Origin of the sequence: Streptomyces sp. NPDC090108 (assembly GCF_044747185.1) — a bacterium.
Taxonomy (GTDB): Bacteria; Actinomycetota; Actinomycetes; order Streptomycetales; family Streptomycetaceae; genus Streptomyces.
In genome coordinates this window covers 173,026-196,964 of record NZ_JBIVDQ010000009.1, presented here as the reverse complement: position 1 = coordinate 196,964, position 23,939 = coordinate 173,026, and the positions used below count along the sequence as shown (strand labels likewise).

Sequence of the window (23,939 nt, the reverse complement as noted above, 5' to 3'; positions counted from 1 at the left end):
TCCGACGCTTCTCCTCCCTCCTGGCCATCCGGTTCTCATGGCGCAGGACCGGGTGATGGAGATCATCGACGGGCCGACGGCCGCCTTCGGCCCCTACCAGGCTGTTCCCCAGTCGGCACCGGCAGTGCTGGCCGATATCCGGGCCCTGGGCATCCGCGTCCTGACCGACCTGCCCGCTGCTGTCCTGCGTGAACAGATACCGGCCGACATCGCAGAAACGCACCTCGCCACCGATCCGGTTTCTCCACACGCTGAACAGGCGGCAGACCGCCCGGGGTTCATGGCCCCGCCGCGAGCCGCGGATGCCGCTGTTGCGGTCACCATGGCCCTGGGCATCCTGGAACAGCCAGGAATCCATCCGGCCGGCGAGGCCCTGCGGGGGCTGCTGGAAGCAGTACGCGAGGAACTTACGCAGATCTCGGCGACCAGCATCGACGACTGGGGCCGGGGCATCAGTCCGGTGCTGCAGTCCGTGCACCTGGCTGCCCTCGCCCCTTCCCTCCGCCCCAGCGAGCACCTCCGCTACCGCACCACGACCGAGACTCCCTGCCGGCCGACGAAGACCACCCGGGATATCGAGCAGCGAGCCAGGAAGATCCCCACGATGTTCTGGCCGTCCTGGACGGTCCGGCTCACACCGCCCGCAGGAATCCACGCACGGGCCCTGGCCCCCGTCCTCGCCGCCCTGCTGCTGATCCCCGACAGCCGCACTTCCTTGGACCAGGCCGCCGGGCTGGTCGGCGACGTCACCGACGGCATCGAGATCTCACGCCTCCTCCAAGAACTCGACAACCTTCCGCAATGGCCGGACATCGTCACCGCCCTGGACCGGCTCACCGACCACCTCGACGCCAACGACACGCCCGTCGACTACGGCCGACGCCGACTCCTGGACTACATCGGCCTGCTTCCCCACGACCGTTGGCTGGAGATCTGCCGCCGCACCGGAACGCCGCCGGGGACCGGACGGCGCGAACGCATCGCCCGCAGCCAGCTATTCCGACGCCTCAGCGGCTTGCCTGCCGAATCGGCTCCTGACGACCTCGCCGGGCTCGACAGCGCGGAGTTCCGGGCGACGTCCTGGCGCTTCACTGCGCTTCAGACCCCAGAACTCGCACACGCCCTCCAGCAAGAAGCCCTCGAATTCCTCGCCTCGCACCACATCCACGACGAGCCCGTGACCTGGCAGCCTCCCGCCACCTTGCTGGCGGGACTCTCCCTTCCCGGACCCGACCCGGCGCACATCGACCTATCCCGCCTGCACCAACTCGTCCGAGAACGCCGGCACCCCGTTCAGCACGCCGCCCAGGTCCTGGGAACGACCGTCGAGGCCATCCGACATGTCCTCGACGAAGACCCAGCCCCCGCGCTCCCGCTGACGAAGAACGCCGCCAGAGCCACCGGCCGCATCCGGCAGCAAGCCCGGCAAACCATCCCGGCAGAGCGCCTCACCCATCTCTACCTCGAAGAACACCGGTCCCTCCAGCAGATCGCCACCCTCGCAGGCGTCTCCCGCAGACTGCTGACCGATCTCGCCAAGGAGTACGGAATCCCGCTCCGCGAGGGCCCACAGGGCTACAAGCGCCACGGCGCCATCGAACGGGCCTGGCTCATCGAGCAGTACGTCCACCGCCGGCGAACGCTGCCGGACCTCGCCCGCGAAACCGGCATGAGCACCGCGAACATGGCCCGCTGGGCCCACACCCACAACATCCCCCTCCGGTCACGCGGCGGTGCCAGCCACCACACCGCCCTCCGCACCCCCGAGCAGGCCGCAGATGCCCCCGCTATCCTGCGTGACGCCCTGACCAGCCCAAATGCCCGGCAGCGACTTGAACGCTTCGTCGCCGCCCTGCCCTACCCCACCGTTACCGAAGCTGCCCGAGCCCTTGGCATTCACCAGTCGACGCTGGTGACCCAGATCAACCGCCTGGAGAAAGACCTGGGCCAGCCCCTGATCGAGCGCGCCGAACGCGGCCGCAGGATGAGACCTACCCGGTTCGGCAGGAGAGTTGCCGCAGCGGTGCGAAAGTCCGGCTCCGGAACGTGACCATGGAGGCGCTGGCCGAGAATTTGGGCATGATGCCGAGGCTTCCCGCCCTCAGGGTGGGACGGCTGCCTCGCTGTCCCCCGGCATGCGTGACGAGTGCTATTCGCCCCCGGGGCCGGTTTCGGCGCAGGGCTCATCCTGCTGGACTATGCGCGCGAGGAGACCCATGAGCTGGGTTCGCTCGGCAGGCGTCAAGCCGGCGGTCAGCTCATCGTTCGCTTCACGGCCCAGTTTCTCCGTCTGAAGCAGGCGACGTTCCCCGCTCGGTGAAAGGGCGATGGCGTTCTTGCGACGGTCCTTGGCGTCCGGCGCGCGGGTCACGAGGCCGTCGTTCTGGAGGTCGTTGAGGATCGCGACCATGTCCTTGGGATCGATGCTCAGGCTGCGGCCCAGCTCGGCCTGCGATACGGGTTCCAGTTCGGCGACGGCTGACAGCACGGCATGGTGCATCATCCGCATGCCTACCTGAGCGAGGGCCTCGGCGACGAGCCGGTGCCCCCGAGCTGCTGCACGACCCAGGAGCCAGCTGGGGAGGGAGCGGATACGGGCGGGAGCGCTGGTGGTCTCGGACATAGGGCCAGACTAACCAGAAAATCATTGGTGGCCCCTACGATCTTTCGCTATCGTTGGGTCCACCAATGACCTGGAGGTGTGCATGAGGCGGGTTCGTTTCTATGAGTACGGCGGTCCGGAAGTGCTCCGCATCGAAGACGCGGAGGCCCCCGAGCCCGGCCCGGGAGAACTACTGGTTCGCACGGAAGCCATCGGCGTGACCCTTCCCTCCGTGCGCAAGGTTCGCGGAGTAGACGGCAGGACGCCGCTACCGGGAGTCCTCGGAGGCGAGGTTGCCGGCACAGTGATCGCACTCGGCCCGGAGGTGACAGATTTCCAGGTCGGCGACCGCGTCACGTCGCTCACTTTCAGCGGTGGCTCGTATTCCGAACTGGCAATCGTCCCCGGCTTCATGGCGAGCCGCATACCGGACGGAGCGAGCGCCATCCAGGCCGTCGCACTGGTGCGCAGTGGACACGTCGCCTTCGCTGCCCTCGCCACGGCCCGCCCCCTGGGGAGCGAGTCGGTCCTGATCACGGGCGCCGCGAGCGGAGTGGGGCATCTTGCCGTCCAACTGGCCAAGCTTCAGGGCATTGAACGGGTCGTCGCGGCCGTGAGTTCGCACACCAAGGCGGAGTTCCTCCGCGGTCTCGGTGCCGACGAGATCGTGACCTACGACAGCGAAAGCTGGGGGGAGCCAGTCGACGTCGTCTTGGACGGAGTCGGCGGAGATCTGCTCCCACGCGCCGTCTCCGCCCTTGCACCCGGCGGGCGACTCGTCTTCTTCAACTCGGGCGGCGGCACTGTTCCCGCCTTCGACCTCCTGGCAGGATCGAAAACCATCACGGGGCTCACCATGGCGAGGTTCGCCAACACTCACCGCGAGCTCTATGACCAGCATGGCGAGGAACTGTGGAAGCTGACGCTGTCCGGACAGCTGCAGCCGGTCGTCCACGCCCAAATCCCGCTGGCTGACGCGGCACGAGCGCACGAGATCATCGAAGCCCGTGCCAACCTCGGCAAGGTCGTCCTGCTGCCCTGACGGTGACGCTGAGCCGCATCGGGAAACGCATGGCCTCTGCAGCCGGGAGGCGCCCGCAGAGGAAATGACACGACGGTGAGACAGAACTCATCGGCCAAGCCGTGAGGCAACCAGAGAAGACGCAGGTCACAGCGTCGAGCTATGCCACGGACGGCGAGATCCTACAGGATCGTCCGCCGAGAGGGCCACCTCCGCCTCGGAGCGGTCCTCCTCGCGTTCTGCGGGGAAACGGATTCGACGTCCGGCGCCCCGGACGGTGGACTGGGCGCATGACGACACCTCAGGAAGAACTGCTCCCCGGAACGCGCCGCGCGCTGCTGCACCGGATCGCCGTGGCGCAGGCCGAGGGCAGAGCGCCCTCGCTGGTGGCCGCGGTGGTGCGCGGCGGCCGGGCCGTGTGGCACGGGGCGCGGACCTCGGTGGACGGCCACGGCCCGGACGAGAACGTGCAGTACCGGATCGGGTCGATCACGAAGACCTTCACCGCCGTGCTGGTGCTGCGGCTGCGCGACGAGGGGCTGCTCGACCTCGGCGATCCGCTGGAGAAGCATCTGCCGGGCACCGGCGCCGGTGAGGCCACGATCGCCGAACTGCTTTCCCACACCGCCGGACTGGCCGCCGAGTCGCCGGCGCCCTGGTGGGAGCGGACCCCGGGCTCATTGCGCCCCGAGCTGAGCGATGTGCTGGGCGAGCAGCCGCTGCTGCACCCCGTCGGCCGCCGCCACCACTACTCCAATCCCGGCTACACACTGCTCGGCGCCCTGGTGGAGGAACTGCGCGGTGCCCCCTGGGAGGAGGTGCTGCGTGCCGAGGTGCTCGGACCCCTCGGCCTCACCGGCACCAGCACCCAGCCGCGCGCGCCGCACGCGGGCGGCTGGGCCGTGCACCCCTGGGCCGATGCCCTGCTGCCCGAACCGCTGGAGGACCTCGGCAGGATGGCGCCGGCCGGTCAGCTGTGGTCCACGACAGCCGACCTCGCGCGGTTCGCCGCTTTCCTGGCCGCGGGTGACGACCGTGTGCTGAGCGCCGAGTCGGTACGGGAGATGCGCACCCCGGCTGCCCCCGCGGAGATCGCGGACCTGGAGACCGGTGCGACGTACGGACTCGGTATGCAGATCCAGCAGCGCGACGGCAGGCTGCTCGCCGGGCACTCCGGCTCGCTGCCCGGCTTCCTCGCGAACCTCACCCTCAGCGTGGAGGACGACGTGGCGGCGGTGGTGCTCGCCAACTGCACCAGCGGCCCGCTGCTCGGGGCGGTGGGCGCCGATCTCGTGCGGATCGTCGCCGAGGCCGAGCCGCGGATCCCCGAGCCGTGGCGCCCCCTGGACGAGGTCGATCCGACCGTCCTGGAACTGGTCGGCCAGTGGTACTGGGGCACTCAGCCCTTCGCCCTGCGGCTGTCGGCCGACGGTTCCCTCTCGCTGGGACCGCTGGCCGGAGGCGGCCGGCGCGCCCGTTTCCGCTCGAACGGGGACGGCACCTGGACCGGGCTGGAGGGCTACTACGCCGGAGAAGTGCTGCGGCCTGTGCGGCGCCCTGACGGCTCCACCAGTCATCTCGACCTGGGGTCGTTCGTGTTCACCCGCCTGCCGTACGACCCGGAGGCTCCTGTGCCCGGCGGGGTGGACCCGCAAGGGTGGCGAGGTGCCGGCCAGGCGTAGTGCCTGAGGGAGAGCGAGCGGTGAACGAAGCGCTGCGTAAAGGGAAAAGCGGCCTGTTTCACGTGAAACAGGCCGCTTTCTCCGTGCACTTGGTGGTGTGTATGCCGAGCGCCGGTGCTTACAGGCTCAGCTTGAAGCCCTCGTGCGACGCGGTGAAGCCGAGGCGCTCGTAGAAGCGGTGGGCGTCGGTGCGTGACTTGTCGGAGGTGAGCTGCACCATGTGGCAGCCGAGTCGCCGTGAGGTGTCGATCGCCCACTGGACGAGCCGGCCGCCCAGCCCGCTGCCCCGCTCGTCGGCATGGACGCGTACGGCCTCTACGAGCGCGCGGCTCGCTCCTCTGCGGGAAAGCCCGGGGATGAGGGTGAGCTGGAGCGTTCCGATCACACGGCCCTCGCGGACGGCCACGACGAGCTGCTGGTTCGGATCGGCGTCCAGCTGCTCGAACGCCGCCAGGTAGGGCGTCAGGTCGTCGGGCGACTCACGCAGGGCGCCCAGGGGATCGTCGGCGAGCATGGCGACGATCGCCGGTATGTCGTCCTCGGTGGCGCGCCGGATCTCTGGTTCTCGCATGATCCGCACCCTACGCGGGCAGGCGGAGCGACTTCACGGCTCGTACCAGCGGGGCCAGTTCGGTCTTTCCGGCCGCCTCTTCGAGGGCCTCGCGCAGTGCCGCGTCGTTGGTGGGCCGTGCCGCCTCCAGCAGGCCCAGGCCCGCTTCCGTGACGTTCGTGTAGATGCCGCGGCGGTCGGTGGGGCACAGGTAGCGCTCCAGCAGGCCGCGGTCCTCCAGCCGGGTGACCAGGCGCGTGGTGGCGCTCTGGCTGAGGACGACGGCGTCGGCGACCTGCTTCATCTGAAGGTGGCCCCCCTCGCCGTCGTGCTGCCGGCTGAGCACGTCCAGGAGCGAGTACTCGCGGACGCTGAGGTCGTGCTGGGACTGCAGGGCGCGCTCGATGTGCGTCTCGATCCTCCCGTGCAGCAGGGAGAGGGCGCACCAGCCCTGGGCGAGGGCGGTGAGTGCGGGGTCGGTCGCGGTCATGGGCGTTTTCCTCCGTCACGGAGCGGATGGAACCAGGGTAGAGCACGGGCGCAATATCCCGCCCTTGCATTTAACCCGCGTCTGCAACTATTGTGAACGCACGCAAAGCGCTCATGCAATCTTCTGGGAAGGTGTCCCCTCCATGCCTCTCGCGCTTCTGGCCCTCGCGATCGGGGCCTTCGGAATCGGAACGACCGAGTTCGTGATCATGGGCTTGCTGCCCGAGGTCGCGGGTGACTTCGGGGTCTCCATCCCCACCGCCGGCCTGCTCGTGACGGGATACGCCCTCGGCGTGGTGATCGGCGCTCCGCTGATGACCGTGCTCGGCACCAAGATCTCGCGCAAGCGGATGCTGATGGTGCTGATGGGGCTGTTCATCGCCGGAAACCTGCTCTCCGCCGTAGCCCCCAGCTTCTCGGTCATGATGATCGGCCGAGTGGTCGCCTCACTGGCGCACGGCGCCTTCTTCGGCATCGGCTCGGTCGTGGCGGCCGAACTGGTGGCCCCCGACAAGAAGGCCGGAGCCATCTCGATGATGTTCACCGGTCTGACCGTCGCCAACGTCGTCGGTGTCCCGCTGGGCACGCTCGTCGGGCAGCACGTCGGCTGGCGCGTCACCTTCGGCATCGTCGCCGCCCTGGGCCTCGTCGGCCTCGCCGGTATCGCCAAGCTGGTGCCCGAGATGCCGCGGCCCGAGGGAGTGCACCTGCGGCACGAGATGGCCGCCTTCAAGAACGCCCAGGTCCTGCTCGCCATGGCGATGACCGTCCTCGGCTTCGGCGGTGTCTTCGCGGCCATCACCTACATCGCCCCGATGATGACCCACGTCGCCGGCTTCGCCGACGGCTCGGTCACCTGGCTCCTGGTCCTGTTCGGCATCGGCATGGTCGTCGGCAACCTGGTCGGCGGCAAGTTCGCCGACCGCGCCCTGATGCCGATGCTGTACGTCTCCCTGGGCGCCCTGGCCCTCGTGCTCGCCCTCTTCACGCTGACCGCGCACAACAAGATCGCGGCAGCCGTGACCATCGCGCTGATCGGCGCCCTGGGCTTCGCGACCGTACCGCCCCTGCAGAAGCGCGTCCTCGACCAGGCCCACGGCGCTCCGACCCTCGCCTCGGCCGTGAACATCGGCGCCTTCAACCTGGGCAACGCGCTCTCCGCCTGGCTCGGCGGAATGGTCATCGCGGCCGGCTTCGGGTACACCGCCCCGAACTGGGTCGGCGCCATCCTCGCCGCGGCCGCCCTGGTCCTCGCCTTCCTCTCGGCCGTCCTGGAGCGCCGCGACGGCTCCGCCGGCACCGTGGCCGCCCCCGGGGCGACCGTCGAGCGGTCCGCGCCCGTCCACCACTGACTCCGTCCGGGCACGGCGGGCGCGCACCTCACGCCCGCCGGCCACCGCGCGGTCGGCTGGGGGAGCACTCCGGCCGCCGGTCCGTACGGCACCACCTCACCTCGGTAACACCCCAAGGAGAACTTCCATGAGCACCACCACCCCCGTCCTCCCGCTCACCACCGAGGACGCCGAGCTTCTCGTCGCCACGGCCCGCCGCGCGGCCGAGGAGGCCGGTGTCACCGTCAGCGTCACCGTCCTGGACGCCGGCGGCCACCTGCTCGCCTTCCGCCGGGACGACCGTGCCGTGCTGATCTCCGGTGAGACCAGCACCCGCAAGGCCTACACGGCGCTCCAGCTGAACGCGGCCACCGCCGACCTGGTCGACTTCGTGCAGCCCGGCGGTCTCTTCCACACGCTGCCCACGGCCCTCGACCGGCCTCTGCTGTTCATCGCCGGCGGTCTCCCCGTCCACCGTGACGGCCGGCTGATCGGCGCCATCGGCGTCGGCGGCGGTGCCCCCGACCAGGACCACGGCTTCGCCACCGCGGCGGTGCAGGCGCTCGTCTGATCGCCACCCTTCCGTACGGAACGCCGGCCCCCGCCAAGGAGCGGGGGCCGGCGTTCCGCGTAGGGCGGAGCGGGTCAGCCCGCGGCCACCGTCAGCGGGGCGAACCGGCGCCGCCAGTCCCCGGGGAGGTCCGGGATGCCGTAGGTCATGACGGAGTTCTCCGCCACGGACGCCAGGCCTCGCGCCTTCGCCCAGGTACGCAGTTCCTCGTGCCGTACGTCGATGTCGGTGCGCAGAGGACGTTCGGTACGGGCCGCGAGCGAGGAGACGAGCGCCTTGGCCGTCTCCGTGTCGCGCGCGATCAGCGGGCCGACGACATGGGTCTCCATATTGGGCCAGGCGGCGGCGTAGCCGGTGATGCTGCCGCCTTTCTCGGCGACCCGCAGCTGGTCGGCGAAGGCCGGCAGGCGGGTGATGAGAGGGGTGCGGTCGGCGCCGAACACCTCCTCGTCGAGACGGATGATCGCGGGGAGGTCCTCCGCGGTCGCCGCGCGGGTCGACGCCCTGGGCTCGGGGCCGCCCGGTACGAAGTGGCCCAGGAGCATCTCCGCCCGGCCCGTGACCTTGAACCCGAGCTCCTCGTAGAGCGGCCGGCCATAGGGCGTGGCGTGCAGCGTCAGGGGCGTGGGGCCCATCGCCGTGACGACGTGCCGCATCAGGCGGCGTCCCACTCCGCGGCGGGCATGGCGCGCCGCCACCAGGACCATTCCCACCGCGCCGAGATCGGGCCGCTCATGAGCGCCGTACTTCGTGACGACACACGCCGCGACCAAGCCGCCGTCGGGGTCGTCGATGCCGTAGCCGTGGCCCGCGGTGAGAAGGAACCTCCACTTGTGTTCCTCACGGGGCCACCCCCGGTCCTCGGACAGGTCGGCGCACGCGGTGAGATCGCGGAGCGTCAGACGACGGATGGGTAGAACGGCGAGGGAAGGAGTCGGCACGCAGGTCAGGCTGTCCGACCGGCGCCCCTGGCGTCCACCCGTTTCGACGGGGACGGACGTGCTTTTGGCCATGCGGTGCCGTCCGCGCGGGCGGTGGACAGGCGTGGCGTTTCACGTGAAACCCGGCCAGGCTCGTCTGCCCCGGACCGCCGTTCGGTCATCCGAGGTCGGGGGCGTGCATGGCGCGGACGCCCTCGATGTTGCCGTCCAGGTAGTGCCGCAGCGACAGCGGCACGAGGTGGACCGAGGCGATGCCGACCCGGGTGAACGGGATGCGGACGATCTCGTACTCACCTGCCGGTTCTTCGATCTCGGGGCCGTGACGCAGTGACGGGTCCATGGACTCCAGCCGGCAGACGAAGAAGTGCTGCACCTTCACGCCGGTGGCGCCGCCGTCCTCGCCGATGTGCTCCACCGTGTCCACGAAGCAGGGCACCACATCGCTGATCTTGGCGCCGAGTTCCTCGTACACCTCCCGGTGCAGGGCGTCGACGACGGTCGGGTCCGCGGCTTCGACTCCCCCGCCGGGGGTGACCCAGTAGGGATCTACGCCGGGTTTGGTGCGCTTGATCAGGATCAGGTCGTCACCGTCCAGGAGAACGGCTCGTGCGGTGCGCTTGACCACGGGTCGGACGGTCATGGGAGAAATGTGGCCCGGCTGGTTCCACGTGAAACATCGTGGGACGACACCGGCCGGACGTGGCGTGTGGCACCGGGGGAGAAAGTGCTCAGCACCAGCCGATGGCCGCGCGCTGGAGCCACTCGTACGCCCGCGCGATATGCGGCATGGCGAGTGTGCCGGTCCGGACCACCAGGAAGTAGGTCCGCAGGGGAGGCACCGCCGGGTCGTGCAGCATCACGACCTCGCCGCGGTCGAGCGCGGAGGCGCACAGATAGCGGGGCAGCACCGCCAGGCCCGCGCCCGCGCTCGCGCAGGCCAGCACCGCGCGCAGGTCGGGGACGATGACGGTGCCCGAGGCGGTCGGGAGCGAGTCGAAGACGGAGGCCCAGTAGCGCGAGACGAAGGGCAGCGACTCGTGGACCTCGACGACGGGCAGGTGCTCCAGCACGGGCGCTCCCTTGAGGCGCAGCGTCCCGGGGTCGATCTGCTCGGTCCAGCGTGGGGCGGCGACCAGGACATGCTCCTCGTCGCACAGGGGGCCGGCGGTCAGCAGCGCGCCTCGCGGCCTGGCCGTGCTGATCGCCAGATCGTGGTGTCCCGCGGCCAGCCCCTCCAGGGTCTCCTCCGCGGTCCCGAAGGAGGCCCTCAGCGCGAATCCCCTGCCGTCGTCACCGGTGAGCTCCGTGAGGGCGGGAAGGGCGCGTTCGGCGGTGAACTCGGGTGGGCCGGCGAGATGCAGGGTGCGGGCCGGCAGTTCGTCGTCCAGGCCGCTCTCGGCGATCTCCACCAGGGCGTCGAGGTGGGGTGCGGCCTTGTGGGCGAGTTCGTCGCCGATGGTCGTCGGCGTCACGCCGCGGGCCTGCCGCAGGAACAGGGGGCGCCCCAGCTGGCGCTCCAGTGTGCGTATCTGGGAGGTGACGGCCGGCTGGGAGAGGCCGAGCAGGGCGGCGGCGCGGGTGAAGGAGCCGGCCCGGTGCACGGTGACGAAGGTACGCAGCAAGGCCAGGTCCACGGGACTCCCTCCCCTCTCTCCGCCCTCCTCCGCCCCGGGCAGGCCCCAACTATAAATAAGTCGATAGGTCTCTGTCGTTACCGTGATTGGACACTGACGCAGAGTCAACTAGCCTTGTTCGCACGGTTCTTCGCGCGCGGAGCCGCCGGCGGTCCGAGCCACGAGGGGGGAGGCTCGGACCGCCCTTCAGCACGGCCGCGGCGCTCTTCTCACCCCGCGGACGACGCGTCCAGCGCGCGCAGCACGTCCGCCACCAGGTCCTCGGCGTCCTCGGCACCGACCGACATGCGGATGAAGCCCTCCGGGACGGCGTCGCCGCCCCAGCGCCCGCGCCGCTCCGCCGTCGAGCGCACACCGCCGAAGCTCGTCGCGTCCTCGACCAGGCGCAGGGCCTCGAGGAAGCGTTCGGCACGCGCGCGCGAGGCCAGGGTGAAGGACACCACGCACCCGAAGCGGCGCATCTGCTGCGAGGCGATCTTGTGCGAGGGGTCCTCGGGCAGCCCCGGGTAGCGCAGGCCGGTGACCTCGGGCCGTCCGCGGAGCGCCTCGGCGACCTTGAGCGCGGTGGCGTTCTGCCGGTCGACCCGCAGCTGCAGCGTGGCGATGGAGCGGTGGGCGAGCCACGCCTCCATGGGACCGGCGATCGCCCCGACGATCTTGCGCCAGCGGCGTACGGCCGCCATCGCCTCGCCGTCGCGTCCGGCGACATAGCCCAGCAGTACGTCCCCATGACCGGTCAGCTGCTTGGTGCCGCTGGCCACGGAGAAGTCGGCGCCGAGCTCCAGCGGACGCTGTCCGAGCGGCGTGGCGAGGGTGTTGTCGACCGCCACCAGGACGCCGCGCGCGTGAGCGGCCTCGACCAGGCGCCTGATGTCGCACACATCGAGTCCCGGGTTCGACGGGGACTCGATCCACAGCAGCCGGGCGCCGTCGAGCAGCCCCAGCTGGGCGTCGCCGGCGGTGGGCGCGGTGCGCACCTCGATGCCGTACGCCTCAAGCTGGGCGCGTACCAGCGGCAGCACCTGATAGCCGTCCGCGGGCAGCACCACCGCGTCGCCGGCGCGCAGCTGGGAGAACAGCACCGCGGAGATCGCGGCCATGCCGGAGGCGAACACCAGCGTCTCCACGCCGTCCTCGCCGGGCGCCTCCAGCTCGCCGATCGCGCGCTCCAGCAGCGTCCAGGTCGGGTTGTCGTCGCGGCCGTAGGCGTACGGTCCCGTCACCTCGCCCGGAAGGTGGAAGTGCGCGGCGAACACCGGCCCGGGAAGGGTCGGCTCGTGCTTGACCGGCTCGGGCAGCCCCGCCCGTACCGCGCGCGTGCCGTCGCCGGTGCGGCCGGAGCCTTCGATGGCCTCACTCATGTGTGTGTCCCTCCAGTCGCTCCTCGACGGCGGCGAGCAGTCCGGTGCTCGCCGCCTCCACCATCTCCAGGCACTCCTCGAAGCCGTCCCGGCCCCCGTAATAGGGATCCGGGACATCGGGGTCGGCGCCGGCCGCCGGATCGTAGGAACGCAGCAGGCGCACCTTGCGCGCGTCCTCCTCGGTGGGCGCGAGACGGCGCAGTGCCTTGAGGTGTCCGGTGTCGAGAGCGATCACGAGATCGAGGTGGGCGAACCAGGACGGCCGGAACTGCCGCGCGGTGTGCTCGGTGCCGTAGCCGTGCTCGTCGAGCACCGAGACCGTGCGCGGATCGGCATCGTCGCCCTCGTGCCACCCACCGGTGCCCGCGCTGTCGACCTCGACCAGGCCGTCGAGCCCGGCCTCGGCCACCCGCGCGCGGAAGACGGACTCGGCCATCGGAGAACGGCAGATGTTCCCGGTGCATACGAAACAGACGCGGTAGGTCATGACGGGATCAGTCCTTGTCGGGCAGGACGACATGGAGCGCCCAGGAGACGACCGAGATGATCAGGCCGCCGAGCACGGCGGTCCAGAACCCCTCCACGTGGAAACTCAGGTCGAGCTTGTCGCACACCCATGAGGTGAGCAGCAGCATCAGCGCGTTGACGATCAGGGTGATCAGGCCGAGGGTCAGGATGAAGAGCGGGAAGGTGAGCACCTTCACGATCGGCTTGACCAGGAAGTTCACCAAGCCGAAGATCAGCGCGACGATTATCAGCGTGCCGATCTTCTTGCCCGTGCTGTCACCGGTGAGGGTGATCTTGTCGAGCACCCACACCGCGACCGCCAGGGCGCCCGCGTTCGCGATCGTCTTGACTAGGAAATTCTTCATGTGTCTGATCGTGGCAGACCAGGACGACGAGCAGCGGTGAGGGCGGACGACGATGAAGGCATTCCGGCTGGACGAGCTGGAGGCGGAGCGGGCGGCCAACGACGGTGCCTACCTCCAGTTCCTGCGGGAGCGGAACATGTCGGTCGGCCTCTACGCCCTCGACGCGGGCGAGCACGACCCGCAGAAGCCGCACAGCCAGGACGAGGTGTACTTCGTCGTCAGCGGCCGCGCGTCGATCACCGTGGGGCCGGAGACGACCGATGTGGCCCGCGGCAGCGTGGTCTACGTGCCCGCGGGCGTGACCCACAGGTTCCACCACATCAGTGAGGATCTGAGGGTGCTGGTGGTCTTCTCTCCGCCCGAGGCGTGAGGCCGGCTCTCAGGGTTGCCTCAGGGTCGGTTCAGGGGAGGACAAGGGCCGCCCGGCCCCCACAGGAGCCCCTCGCGGCCCTAGCATCGAGACAGACATCGAGAACTGCGAGCGCAAGGGGACAAGGGCATGCGAGAGATCTTCGCGGGGCTGCCGTGGTGGGTGAAGTGGGTCGCGGTGCCGGTCATCGCGTTGGTCGTGTTCGGCGGCCTCATAGGAGCTGTGATCACCTTCGTGATCGGGCTGCTCTTCAAGGTGCTGCTGTTCGTCGCCCTGGTCGGCGGGCTGGTCTACATCGTGCGGAAGTTCACCTCGAACTCCTCCTCGCGCAGCGACTGGTGAGGGCCGCGGGAGCGGCCGGGCGGTAACACGGGTCACCGGTTCCCTCGGGGGAGGGAAGTTTCCCCGGCAGGCCGTCTGCGCGCGGTGGCGGACGGTTAGAGTCCGGACTCCCGTGGGACCCCGACCCACGGGCGGCACCCACCCCACCCGTGTTTCTCCTCGCACGGGCTGCCCCCACCCCTCGCGCTCCGGGAGTGACCCTTGGCCACGGTTGACACCGCACCGGCAGGACCCCACGCACCTCCCGCACCTCCCCCTCGGACCCGGCCCTGCGCGCCCCCCATGCAGCGGCCGCCCGCCTCCGCCGCCCGCGACACACGCTCCGCGACCCTCATCGGGTCGGTGCAGCGCGCCATGCGCCTGCTGGAGACCGTCGCGGCACACGAGTACGGCGCTCCCGCCAAGCAACTCGCCCGCGAGACCGGGCTCGCGCTGCCCACCGCCTATCACCTGCTGCGCACCCTCGTGCACGAGGGCTATCTGCGCCGCGACCGCGGCAGGTTCTTCCTCGGGGCCGCGGCCGAGCGGCTGAGCAGCAGCGGAGCGCAGCAGAAACGTCGCAGCACGGTGGCCGACACGCTCGCGCACTGGCGCGACTCCCTCGGCGTACCGGTCTATCTCGCGATGTACCGGCACGGCGAGATCGAGGTCATGTGCGTCTCCGCGTCCCGGGAGGCTCCGGCGGTCGAGGAGTGGGCCGACTTCCGTGAGACGGGGCACGCGCACGCCGTCGGACAGTGTCTGCTGTCCCAGCTGGACGAGGACGCCCGCCGCGACCATCTCTCCCGCTATCCCGCCCGTTCCCTCACGCCGTACACCGTGCGGGACAACGACGCCCTGCTGAGGCGGCTGGCCCGGACCGGACGCATGGAGCCGGTGGTGGAGCGTCAGGAATACGCCCTGGGGGCGGTTTGTGCCGCGATTCCCATCACCGTGGGCACCATGGCTGCCACACTGGCCGTCTCGGTCCCCGCCCACCAGGCCGACCGGCTGATGCCGGTGACACAGCGTCTGCAGGGTGAGGTCGCGCGCCATCTCGGAGCCCTGACACTCTCTATCAGTATCTGAAAACTCACTCCTTGTGATCTGCTGTGTACGTTCAGCAAGATTTGAGCACGGTCAGGGATCGATCCCGGCCAGTCCATGTCATATGACGGGGTAGGCGATGCGCGAGTCCGTACAGGCAGAAGTGATGATGAGCTTCCTCGTCTCGGAGGAGCTTTCCTTCCGCATTCCGGTGGAGTTGCGCTACGAGGCCAGAGATCCCTATGCGGTGCGGCTCACGTTCCATCTGCCCGGTGATGCCCCGGTGACCTGGGCGTTCGGCCGGGAATTGATGATCGACGGAGTGGGCAGGCCGTGCGGCGAGGGTGACGTGCACATCGCACCCGCCGACTCCGAGGTGCTGGGCGAGGTGCTGATCAGGCTTCAGGTGGGCAGTGACCAGGCCCTGTTCCGCTCGTCGGCGCCTCCGCTGGTGGCCTTCCTCGACCGGACGGACAAGCTCGTGCCGCTCGGCCAGGAGGGTGCGCTGGCCGATTTCGATGCCTACCTCGACGAGGCCCTGGACCGCATTCTGGCCGAGGAACAGAGCGCGGGCTGAAGCGTTCCGGCACCGAGCAGCCGAAACGCTACGCCGCTCCCGGTGAACCTTGCGGGCCCATGCAGAAACGCTTCTGCATGGGCTGCCGGACCGACCGGCCCCGCCCGCGAATCAGGCCCGCCCGGAGCTTCCGGCCCCGCTCACCGCTTCCGGCGCCGTCCCCTGCCGGCCCGCTCGGGAACCGTCCGGGGGTCGGCCGGAGCTCCGCCGTCCTTGCCGGTCCGGTCGGCCGACACCACGAGGGCGGCGAGAGCGGTGGTGACGGGCACCGAGGCGACCAGGCCGATCGACCCCACCAGGGTGCGCACGATCTCCTCCGCCACCAGCTCGCTGTTGGCCACGTCCCCCACACCGCTGTGCGCGATGGAGAACAGCAGCAGCAGCGGCAGCGCGGCACCGGCGTAGGCGAGGACGAGGGTGTTGACCACGGACGCGATGTGGTCGCGGCCGATCCGGATGCCCGCCCGGTACAGTCCGCGCCAGCCCATCGCCGGATTGGCCTCGTGCAGCTCCCACACCGCCGAGGTCTGCGTCACCGTCACGTCGTCCAGGACGCCGAGCGAACCGATGATGACGCCGGCCAGCAGCAGGCCGCTCATGTCGATGGACGGATAGAGACCGTGGATCAGACCGGTGTTGTCGTCCGTGTTGCCCGTGAGCGCCGCCCAGCCGATGAACTGCGAACCGAGGACGCCGATCAGCAGCAGCGAGGCGAGGGTACCGAGCACCGCGACCGACGTACGGGCCGACAGGCCATGGCACATGTAGAGCGCGATGAGCATGATCGCGCTCGACCCGACCACGGCCACCAGCAGCGGATTCGATCCCTGGAGAATCGCGGGCAGGATGAAGAGGGTCAGCACCAGGAAGCTGACCGCCAGCGAGACCAGGGCCATGACGCCGCGCAGCCGGCCCACCACCACGACGGCCAGCGCGAAGATCCCGGCGAGCAGCGCCATGGGGAACTGCCGGTTCACGTCGGTGACCGAATACTGCAGGTCCTTCGGCGCGGAGGGTTCATAGGCGACCACGACCTTCTCGCCCTGGTGCAACTGCCGCGACTGGTCCGGCTGCACGATCTCGGTGAACGTACGCCCCTTGTCGCCGCCGGTGTCGACCCGGACCGTCGCCCGCTTGCAACTGCCCTTCGCCTTCTCACCGGCTGGACCGCCACTGCCACCATCGGAGAGGGAGCCGGACCGGGCGCCTCCCGAGGCGTTGACCGAGGCGCAGTCCACCTCGACGACCTGGGTCACCGTGGCCTGCCGGCTCTGGCGGTCGAAGCCGACGCCGCTGCGCTGGTGCGGTGGTGCTCCCCCGGGCCACAGCACCACGAGCCCCACCATGACGGCGGCGCTGAACGGCACCAGGATCGCCGCGATGACCTTGCGCAGGTGCTTGGAGACGGGCGCGGCGGGCCCGTGGCTGTGGCTGTGCGCGTGGCCGTGACCGCCGCCGGACCCGTGACCGCCGTCCCCGTGTCCGTCCCCGTGCCCGCGTCCGTCTCCGGGGGCCGAGCCGGGGCCCGGACCCGCTCCGTGCCCGCCGTCGGCGCCTTGGCGGGCACCGTGACCGGCGCCCTGCCGGCGGGGTGGCCCGGGCGGAGGGAAGGGGGGCTGATGCGTCGTGGTCACGGCCAGATCATTGCAAGAACGGGGGAGGTCCACTGTTCTTCGCACCACACAGGACGCTAGCGTGGAGACAACTTTGCACACGCGGGAGCTCGGAGCACCGGGCTGAGAGGGCGCTGACCTCCGTACACGCGATGTTTCACGTGGAACGCGATTCCACCGGGAACATCGGCGAACGGAAGCCGCTGCGCCGACCGCTGAACCTGTTACCGGGTAATGCCGGCGTAGGGAGTAGGTCGGATGACCAACAAGGACGCACGCACGCCTGCCTCCGCACGGAGCGCGACCGACGAGTCGTCGCAGCGGGAGGCCGGAACGTCCATCGGCTGGCACAAGTCGTATGTCGAGGGCTCGCGCCCCGATCTGCGTGTGCCGGTCCGTCAGGTGCACCTCACCAACGGGAAGTCGGTCACGCTGTACGACACGTCGGGCCCGTACACCGATCCCGCCCAGGACACCGATGTCCGCAGGGGCCTGCCGCGGCTGCGGGAGAACTGGATCACCACCCGCGGCGACACCGAGGAATATCCGGGGCGCCCCGTCCGGCCCGAGGACGACGGGATCAGGCACACGTCACCCCGAGGGGGTCTGCGCAACCTGGACGCGGTCTTCCCGGGCCGTCCGCGCCGTCCCCGCCGGGGCCGTGACGGCAAGGCGGTGACGCAGCTCGCGTACGCGCTCCGGGGGGAGATCACTCCGGAGATGGAGTTCGTGGCCCTGCGGGAGAACGTGTCCGCCGAGGTGGTCCGTGAGGAGATCGCGGCCGGCCGGGCGGTACTGCCGGCCAACGTCAATCATCCGGAGATCGAGCCGATGATCATCGGCAAGCGGTTCCTGGTGAAGGTCAACGCCAACATCGGCAACTCCGCGGTCACTTCCTCCATCGAGGAGGAGGTCGAGAAGATGACCTGGGCGACCCGCTGGGGGGCGGACACGGTCATGGACCTATCCACCGGCCGCAACATCCACACCACCCGGGAGTGGGTGCTGCGCAACTCCCCGGTGCCCATCGGCACGGTGCCGCTCTATCAGGCACTGGAGAAGGTCGAGGGCAGGGCCGAGGAGCTGACCTGGGAGATCTACAAGGACACCGTCGTCGAGCAGGCCGAGCAAGGCGTGGACTACATGACGGTCCATGCCGGCGTGCGGCTGCCGTTCGTCCCGCTCACCGCCGACCGGAAGACCGGCATCGTCTCGCGGGGCGGCTCGATCATGGCCGCGTGGTGCCTCGCGCACCACAAGGAATCGTTTCTGTACGAGAACTTCGAGGAACTCTGCGAGATCCTCGCCGCCTACGACGTCACCTACTCGCTCGGCGACGGTCTGCGGCCCGGTTCGATCGCGGACGCCAACGACGAGGCGCAGTTCGCGGAGTTGCGCACGCTCGGGGAACTCAACCGGATCGCCAAGCGTTTCCATGTACAGACGATGATCGAGGGCCCCGGTCACGTCCCGATGCACAAGATCAAAAAGAACATCGACCTTCAGCAGGAGATCTGCGATGAAGCTCCGTTCTATACGCTCGGCCCGCTGACCACGGACATCGCGCCGGCGTACGACCACATCACCTCGGGTATCGGCGCAGCGATGATCGCCTGGTGGGGCACGGCGATGCTCTGCTACGTCACGCCCAAGGAGCACCTGGGTCTGCCCGACCGCGATGACGTCAAGACGGGCGTCATCACCTACAAGATCGCCGCGCACGCCGCCGACCTCGCCAAGGGGCACCCCGGTGCGCAGGAGTGGGACGACGCACTGTCCGACGCCCGCTTCGAGTTCCGGTGGGAGGACCAGTTCCATCTCGCCCTGGACCCGGACACGGCACGGGAGTTCCACGACGAGACGCTTCCGGCCGAGCCGGCCAAGACGGCGCATTTCTGCTCCATGTGCGGTCCGAAGTTCTGCAGCATGCGGATCTCGCAGGACATCCGGCGCGAACACGGAAGCGGCAAGGCCGAGATCGAGGAGGGCATGGCCCGGAAGTCGCAGGAGTTCGCGGCCTCGGGCAACCGGGTCTATCTGCCGATCGCCGAGTGATCACCGCTCACCGGACGTCGTACTGACCGTGTGACGGGCGTCCGGCTCGCGCCCCGCCGGGGGCGCGAGCCGGGGCTATTCCGGCCGGTTCTCCGGGCCGCCGAAGTCGGGGCTGGTGTAGTCCGGGCTGGTGAAGCTCGGACGGCCGGAAACGCCGCCGTCGTCCGGGCTGGTGAAGCCGGGGCGGTCGTAGCCCAGGCGCGGCATCCTGCCGGTCGGGGCCGGCGGTGCGGTGCGGTGCAGGGCGGCCGTACCCGGCTGGGCGAGGGCCTCCTCCAGGAACGGCACTATGCCGCGTTCCAGCAGGGCGTCCCGCCAGGCCTCCCGGGCACCGGCCACCACCTGGCTCGCCTCCTCATGGCTGGTGGCTTCCGCGGTCGCGCTGTTGCGCAGGGCGGTGATCAGCAGTCCCACGGCGGCGACGAGGATCGAGGCCGCGGCCACGGCGCCGAAGACCCAGCCGGCGGTGAGCATGGTCCGGGCGAAGGTCTTGCCGGGGGCGAGCACCCTGAGGATGTAGCCCACCAGCAGGAAGATCACGGCGGCGGTGCCGGCGAGGACGGGGGCCAGGACGGCGACCACGGCCACCGCGCCGGCTCCGGTGGACTCGGCGGTCTCGCCGAGCGTGGTGGCGAGTCCCAGGGCGCTCGTACCCGTCTCCGCGGAACCGGAGGCGGCGGGCGCCGGGGTGGTGGACGCCGGTTCGCGCAGATCCTGGCGGACCTTCACGTAGTGCTGGTACTCGCTCGCCGCGGCCGCCGTGATGAGGGCGATGGCGTTGAGTGCCATGGTGCGCAGTTGTTCGGAGTTCAGCCGTTGTCCTACAGCGGCGAGTTCCGGCCGGTGTGGTGCGGAGCGCAGCGCCTCATCGAGGGCCCGCTCGAATTCCTGGCGGTCCTCGCTCAGCAGGTGCTGCGGAACGCTGTTCATGTGCATCCCCCGATGCTCCGTAGGGCTTGGGGCTCGCACGCGGACGAGCCGTCGGGCAGAAACGGAGGGGAGCCTGCTACGGATAAGCCGATGGTAGAGCCGTGACGGCACACGGTGACAGGGGGTTGGCGGAAATTGCGGGCCGACCGGAGCACCCCCGGCCAGGCCGGTTATGCCCCGTGAACGTTCAGTCGTCCAGGGGGAGTTGCTGCACCAGCAGCTTTCCGGCCATGGTCACGCCGCCGTCCATGGCGATGGCCAGGCCTTCGGCGTAGACATGCGGGCCTTCGACGTTGGGGCCGCCGCTGTCCTCGCCCTCCTCGGAGCCGACCTGGCCGAGCAGATAGGGGATGGGGCTGTGGCCGTGAACGACACGGGTGCCCCCGTACGTATCGAGGAGGGAGCGGGCCGCGTCCGCGCCGCCCTCGTCCCGGAAGGAGAAGCGCTTGGTGAACTTGCGGAACAGGTCCCACACCTCGTCCGCGTCGTTGCGGGTCAGCGTCTCGCGGACGGTGTCGTTGACGGCCTCGATCGAGTCGCCGTAGTCGAGGTAGACGGTGGTGTCGGAGTGCACGAGCAGATAGCCGTCGACCTGCTCGACGGCGTCGAGCCGGGCCATCCACTGCAGGTGGTGGTCCTGGAGGCGGTCCATGTCGGTCTTCTGGCCGCCGTTGAGCAGCCACGCCGCCTGGAAGGTGGCGGTGCCCGCGCCGGAGTTGACGGGGGTGTCGCCGAACCGCTTGGCGCCGAGGAGCAGCAGCTCGTGGTTGCCCATGAGGGCCTTGCAGTAGCCGCCGGCGGCGGCCGCCTCGGCGGACAGCCGCATCACCAGGTCGATGACGCCGATGCCGTCCGGGCCGCGGTCGGTGAAGTCGCCGAGGAACCAGAGCCGGGCGGTGCCCGCGCACCACTGGCCCGCCTCGTCGATCAGACCCTGCTCCTGCAGGGCGGCCAGCAACTCGTCGAGGTAGCCGTGGACGTCTCCGACGACGTACAGCGGGCCGTGGCCGGTGCCGGGCTGCGGGGCGACGGCGAGGTCCGGCTCGACCGTCGGCATCCGGAGCGTGTCGCCGCGCTGGATGACGGGCAGGTCGCGTTCCGTCGGGGTGTAGCCCTCGGGGTAGCCCTCGTCGGCTGGCGGACGGGCGTCTCCGGGGTGGGGGACGTGCGCGTACGGACCAGCCTCGTGGACGTACGCGGGTACGCGGAAGTCGCGCAGCGTCGCCGTCCGCTCCACCGCGGGTCCCTGACCGGCCCCCTGAGTCATCAGACCCCTCCACCATCGCGCCGCATCTGCACCGCTTCGGACTGCCTGGTCGCAGCGGCCCGCGGTGTCGTGGGCCCATCATAGGAATGTGCGTCGCTCCGTGTGATGACCCAGGGGTGGTGAATCGGCGCAAGACTCCTGTTCACCGCGGCTTTCGCCCCGTTTGGGCAGGGGTTCGACCTGCTGTCCGCGGTCCCCGGGGGCAGCCGCCGGGGCGGTCGCCCGGTCCGCCGGACCTCAGGCACAGGTGTGTCAGGGGTGACGGGAGGGGCGTCCGCGCTCCGGTCCTTCCCCTGCGCCCGTATCCGGCGCCCGTATCCGGCGTACGCGGCCGGTGAGGGGCGGATCGCCGTTGCCCCGTACGCGCGGCCGCGGCTGGCCCGTGCCGGCAGGGAGACGCGTCGACGGGGTCGGGAACCACCTCCGCCGGGCCGTCGGCACCCCCAGGCGCGGGCATCCGGCCGCCTCGCGCCGCGCGCACCGCCGCCACGGCCGTGATCGGAGCGGGACCGCGCGGCCGAGGCGCGCTCGCCGTCCCGGGGCAGGGCACGGTGGGGACGGAGGTGGGTGACCGAGGCGGCGGCCTCCACGGCCGTGAGCGCGACCGGACCGCGCAGTCGCGGCGAGCTCGTCGTCCGATGCGGCCAGGACGGGGGCGGGGCGGCGGGCGGTCGACCGGCAGGCGCCCTGCCGTCCTGCCCGCCATCACGCCCGCGCGCACGCTGTCCCCGGGCCCGGCCGCTCCAGCGCGAAGCCCCTGCGCGCCAGCCGTCCTGTCCCCGTCCGGCCGCTGCCGCCGGTGCTGCCATCCGACCGTTCCAGCGCGAAGCCCCCGCGTGCCCGCCGTCCCGTCCCCGTCCGGCCGCTGCCGCCCGAGTGCCGTCCCGGCCGTCCGGCTGCTCCCGCCGGCGCGCCGGCGCTGCCGTCCGACCGTTCCCGCGCGAAGCCTCCGCGGGCCCGCCGTCCCAGCCGGGGACCGCCCCTGTGCGCCTGCCGCGCCGTCCAGCCGTGCCACCCCGCCCCGCGCGCCCGCCGTCCCGGCCGAACGGCGCCCCGCGGCCCGCACGGCCCGAGCGTCCCCGTCCGCCCTTCAGGGTCTCGCTACCCGTCCTCCGGAGGACCGCGTCACCCGCCCTCCGGGGTTCTCGGCGGGCTGACCGTCGTGCGCTGGGGGCGTCGCTGGGATGAGGTGCGCACGATCAGTTCGGTCGGTATCACCTGCTCGACCGGCTGGTCGGAATCGACGTTCTCGATCGCGTCGATGAGGAGCTGGACCACCGCCGTCCCGATGCGGCGGGGCTTCAGGGAGAGCGTGGTGATGGGCGGCTCGGTCGTGGCGTACACCGTGGACTCGCTGCAGCACACCAGCAGCAGGTCCTCGGGGACGCGCAGGCCGTAGCGGCGGGCGGCGGCGAGGAGGTCGGTGCCGTTGGGGTCGAACAGGCCGTACACGGCGTCGGGGCGGTCCGGGCGGGCGAGCAGGCGGTCGGCGGCGACGGCTCCGGCGCAGGGGTCGTGCGCGGGGTACGCCTCGTAGACCGGGTCCTGGCCGACCCGCTCGCACCAGCGCAGATACGCGGTGGTCGACAGATGGGTGTACGTGTCCGTCGTCGTGCCCGTGAGCAGGCCGATCCGGCGGGCGCCGGCGTCCGCGAGGTGGTCGAGGATCCCGAGGACGGCCGCCTCGTGGTCGTTGTCGACCCAGGCGGTGACGGGCAGCGAGCCGGCCGGGCGGCCGTCGGAGACGACGGGTAAGCCCTGGCGGACCAGCTCGCTGACGACCGGGTCCTGGTCCGAGGGGTCGATGACGACGGTGCCGTCCAGGGCGACGTTCGACCAGACGTCGTGGCGCGAGGTCGCGGGCAGGATCACGAGCGCGTAGCCGCGGGCGAGCGCGGCCGAGGTGGCGGCCCGCGCCATCTCGGCGAAGTACGCGAACTCGGTGAAGGTGAAAGGTTCATCCCCGTACGTCGTCACGGTCAGGCCGATCAGGCCCGACTTGCCGGTACGGAGGGTGCGGGCCGCGGCCGAGGGACGGTATCCCAGCCGGTCGGCGACCTCGCGGACGTGGCGTCGGGTGGCGTCCGGGAGCCTGCCCTTGCCGTTGAGGGCATCGGACACGGTCGTGATGGAGACGCCGGCGGCGGCGGCCACGTCTCTGATGCCCGCCCGGCCCGGCCGGCTGCCTCGACGTGAGGTTTCCGCGCGGCTCACCTGGTGCTTCCCTGCTGCTGTCATGGCGAGCCGATAGTAGGGCTCATGCGGTGGGGTAGTGCGGACGCATATGCACGCGTTGACAGGCACGTTTCTGCATGATCATAAATGATCAACTGCCTTGGAAATCCAGGCACTTGGTGGGTTCGACGGTGGTACCTGACTCGTCGGCACGCATGGGCCTGCCAAGTGTCCGATGTTTCGAAGAGGTCTCAACTCACCTGCACGAGGGATGCGCGCCACGGCGCGAGCTACCGGCGCATAGATATATGTGGAGCGCGCCCCCCGATACGTACGCCTTCGTACGACGATGCCCCCGGATGCCCGCGGGCCGGGTTCCCGGGAGCCGCCGGCCGGGCTCTCCGGGTCCGCGGGCCGGGTGCCCGCCGCCCGGTGCCCGGTCCGGCCGAGCCCGCGGGGCTCGGCCTCGCGCGGGTACGCAAGCGCGCCGGATCCTCATAAGGTGAGGAGCATTGGAGGAAGCCGGGGGC

General features: G+C 70.5%; 23 protein-coding genes and 1 riboswitch. Of the genes, 10 read left to right on the top strand and 13 right to left on the bottom strand.

All coding sequences use genetic code 11. From position 1 onward, the window contains the following. Positions 1-55 precede the first annotated feature (55 nt). Entirely contained in the window at positions 56-2,050 is a 1,995-nt protein-coding gene (locus ACIPRD_RS29075; protein ID WP_401567513.1) for a LysR family transcriptional regulator, read from the top strand. Between the two features lie 99 nt (positions 2,051-2,149). Here ACIPRD_RS29075 and ACIPRD_RS29070 read toward each other — a convergent pair whose 3' ends face one another. Beyond that, a complete protein-coding gene (locus ACIPRD_RS29070) occupies positions 2,150-2,623 on the bottom strand; it encodes a MarR family winged helix-turn-helix transcriptional regulator (RefSeq protein ID WP_401567315.1) in 474 nt (157 codons plus the stop codon). Positions 2,624-2,705: 82 nt separating this feature from the next. On the opposite strand from ACIPRD_RS29070, the gene ACIPRD_RS29065 reads away from it, so the two are divergent. Beyond that, positions 2,706-3,644, top strand: a complete 939-nt coding sequence (locus ACIPRD_RS29065) for a zinc-binding alcohol dehydrogenase family protein (protein WP_401567312.1) — start codon at positions 2,706-2,708, stop codon at positions 3,642-3,644. 269 nt (positions 3,645-3,913) lie between these two features. Then, a complete protein-coding gene (locus ACIPRD_RS29060; RefSeq protein WP_401567309.1) occupies positions 3,914-5,305 on the top strand; it encodes a serine hydrolase domain-containing protein in 1,392 nt (463 codons plus the stop codon). A 118-nt stretch (positions 5,306-5,423) separates the two neighbouring features. Here ACIPRD_RS29060 and ACIPRD_RS29055 read toward each other — a convergent pair whose 3' ends face one another. Both ACIPRD_RS29055 and ACIPRD_RS29050 read right to left on the bottom strand, forming a co-directional pair. Continuing rightward, positions 5,424-5,876, bottom strand: coding sequence for a GNAT family N-acetyltransferase (locus tag ACIPRD_RS29055; protein WP_356402134.1), 453 nt, complete (start codon positions 5,874-5,876; stop codon positions 5,424-5,426). A 10-nt stretch (positions 5,877-5,886) separates the two neighbouring features. After that, the gene (locus ACIPRD_RS29050; protein ID WP_356402136.1) at positions 5,887-6,345 is read right to left on the bottom strand and encodes a MarR family transcriptional regulator; all 459 of its coding nucleotides are present in this window, start codon (positions 6,343-6,345) and stop codon (positions 5,887-5,889) included. Between the two features lie 142 nt (positions 6,346-6,487). Between ACIPRD_RS29050 and ACIPRD_RS29045 the strand changes: the two genes are divergently transcribed. Continuing rightward, positions 6,488-7,696 carry an MFS transporter gene (locus ACIPRD_RS29045; RefSeq protein WP_401567306.1) on the top strand — a complete coding sequence of 403 codons (1,209 nt, stop codon included), beginning with the start codon at positions 6,488-6,490 and terminating at the stop codon, positions 7,694-7,696. A gap of 127 nt (positions 7,697-7,823) precedes the next feature. Further along, positions 7,824-8,246 carry a heme-binding protein gene (locus tag ACIPRD_RS29040; protein WP_356402140.1) on the top strand — a complete coding sequence of 141 codons (423 nt, stop codon included), beginning with the start codon at positions 7,824-7,826 and terminating at the stop codon, positions 8,244-8,246. 74 nt (positions 8,247-8,320) lie between these two features. On the opposite strand, the gene ACIPRD_RS29035 is transcribed toward ACIPRD_RS29040, so the two are convergent. From ACIPRD_RS29035 to ACIPRD_RS29010, 6 genes are all read right to left on the bottom strand, one after another. Next, entirely contained in the window at positions 8,321-9,187 is an 867-nt protein-coding gene (locus tag ACIPRD_RS29035) for a GNAT family N-acetyltransferase (protein ID WP_401567304.1), read from the bottom strand. A gap of 157 nt (positions 9,188-9,344) precedes the next feature. Further along, positions 9,345-9,827, bottom strand: coding sequence for an NUDIX hydrolase (locus ACIPRD_RS29030; protein WP_356402144.1), 483 nt, complete (start codon positions 9,825-9,827; stop codon positions 9,345-9,347). Positions 9,828-9,915: 88 nt separating this feature from the next. Then, the gene (locus ACIPRD_RS29025) at positions 9,916-10,821 is read right to left on the bottom strand and encodes a LysR family transcriptional regulator (protein WP_356402146.1); all 906 of its coding nucleotides are present in this window, start codon (positions 10,819-10,821) and stop codon (positions 9,916-9,918) included. 209 nt (positions 10,822-11,030) lie between these two features. Further along, on the bottom strand, positions 11,031-12,182 hold the full coding sequence (locus ACIPRD_RS29020) for a cystathionine gamma-lyase (RefSeq protein ID WP_401567299.1): 1,152 nt from the start codon (positions 12,180-12,182) through the stop codon (positions 11,031-11,033). After that, positions 12,175-12,669 carry a low molecular weight protein-tyrosine-phosphatase gene (locus ACIPRD_RS29015; protein WP_401567297.1) on the bottom strand — a complete coding sequence of 165 codons (495 nt, stop codon included), beginning with the start codon at positions 12,667-12,669 and terminating at the stop codon, positions 12,175-12,177. The genes ACIPRD_RS29020 and ACIPRD_RS29015 overlap by 8 nt, the downstream gene beginning before the upstream one ends. Positions 12,670-12,676: 7 nt before the next feature. Then, positions 12,677-13,054: a phage holin family protein gene (locus tag ACIPRD_RS29010; RefSeq protein ID WP_356402152.1), complete on the bottom strand. Its 378-nt coding sequence runs from the start codon at positions 13,052-13,054 to the stop codon at positions 12,677-12,679. A 52-nt stretch (positions 13,055-13,106) separates the two neighbouring features. Here ACIPRD_RS29010 and ACIPRD_RS29005 point away from each other — a divergent pair, with 52 nt between their 5' ends. The 4 genes from ACIPRD_RS29005 to ACIPRD_RS28990 all read left to right on the top strand — a co-directional run bounded on the left by ACIPRD_RS29005 (position 13,107) and on the right by ACIPRD_RS28990 (position 15,369). Continuing rightward, complete coding sequence (locus ACIPRD_RS29005; RefSeq protein ID WP_356402154.1) at positions 13,107-13,424, top strand: cupin domain-containing protein; 318 nt, start codon at positions 13,107-13,109, stop codon at positions 13,422-13,424. A 129-nt stretch (positions 13,425-13,553) separates the two neighbouring features. Further along, complete coding sequence (locus ACIPRD_RS29000) at positions 13,554-13,766, top strand: DUF5326 family protein (protein ID WP_356402156.1); 213 nt, start codon at positions 13,554-13,556, stop codon at positions 13,764-13,766. Positions 13,767-13,967: 201 nt separating this feature from the next. Further along, the gene (locus ACIPRD_RS28995) at positions 13,968-14,834 is read left to right on the top strand and encodes an IclR family transcriptional regulator (RefSeq protein ID WP_401567293.1); all 867 of its coding nucleotides are present in this window, start codon (positions 13,968-13,970) and stop codon (positions 14,832-14,834) included. A gap of 97 nt (positions 14,835-14,931) precedes the next feature. Beyond that, positions 14,932-15,369, top strand: a complete 438-nt coding sequence (locus tag ACIPRD_RS28990; protein WP_356402160.1) for an SsgA family sporulation/cell division regulator — start codon at positions 14,932-14,934, stop codon at positions 15,367-15,369. A gap of 140 nt (positions 15,370-15,509) precedes the next feature. Here ACIPRD_RS28990 and ACIPRD_RS28985 read toward each other — a convergent pair whose 3' ends face one another. Further along, positions 15,510-17,003 (bottom strand): YibE/F family protein, encoded by a 1,494-nt coding sequence (locus tag ACIPRD_RS28985; protein WP_401567290.1) that lies wholly within the window; start codon positions 17,001-17,003, stop codon positions 15,510-15,512. Positions 17,004-17,074: 71 nt separating this feature from the next. After that, positions 17,075-17,248, top strand: a riboswitch (TPP riboswitch). Here ACIPRD_RS28985 and thiC point away from each other — a divergent pair. Continuing rightward, positions 17,241-19,037, top strand: coding sequence for a phosphomethylpyrimidine synthase ThiC (gene thiC / locus ACIPRD_RS28980; protein WP_401567287.1), 1,797 nt, complete (start codon positions 17,241-17,243; stop codon positions 19,035-19,037). Its footprint overlaps the riboswitch before it by 8 nt. 75 nt (positions 19,038-19,112) lie before the next feature. Here the strand turns inward: thiC and ACIPRD_RS28975 are convergent, their stop codons facing one another. The 3 genes from ACIPRD_RS28975 to ACIPRD_RS28965 all read right to left on the bottom strand — a co-directional run bounded on the left by ACIPRD_RS28975 (position 19,113) and on the right by ACIPRD_RS28965 (position 23,472). Further along, positions 19,113-19,973, bottom strand: a complete 861-nt coding sequence (locus ACIPRD_RS28975) for a hypothetical protein (protein ID WP_401567284.1) — start codon at positions 19,971-19,973, stop codon at positions 19,113-19,115. A 181-nt stretch (positions 19,974-20,154) separates the two neighbouring features. Further along, positions 20,155-21,234 carry a metallophosphoesterase gene (locus ACIPRD_RS28970; protein WP_356402168.1) on the bottom strand — a complete coding sequence of 360 codons (1,080 nt, stop codon included), beginning with the start codon at positions 21,232-21,234 and terminating at the stop codon, positions 20,155-20,157. A 1,125-nt stretch (positions 21,235-22,359) separates the two neighbouring features. Beyond that, positions 22,360-23,472 carry a LacI family DNA-binding transcriptional regulator gene (locus ACIPRD_RS28965; protein WP_356402170.1) on the bottom strand — a complete coding sequence of 371 codons (1,113 nt, stop codon included), beginning with the start codon at positions 23,470-23,472 and terminating at the stop codon, positions 22,360-22,362. Positions 23,473-23,939 lie beyond the last annotated feature (467 nt).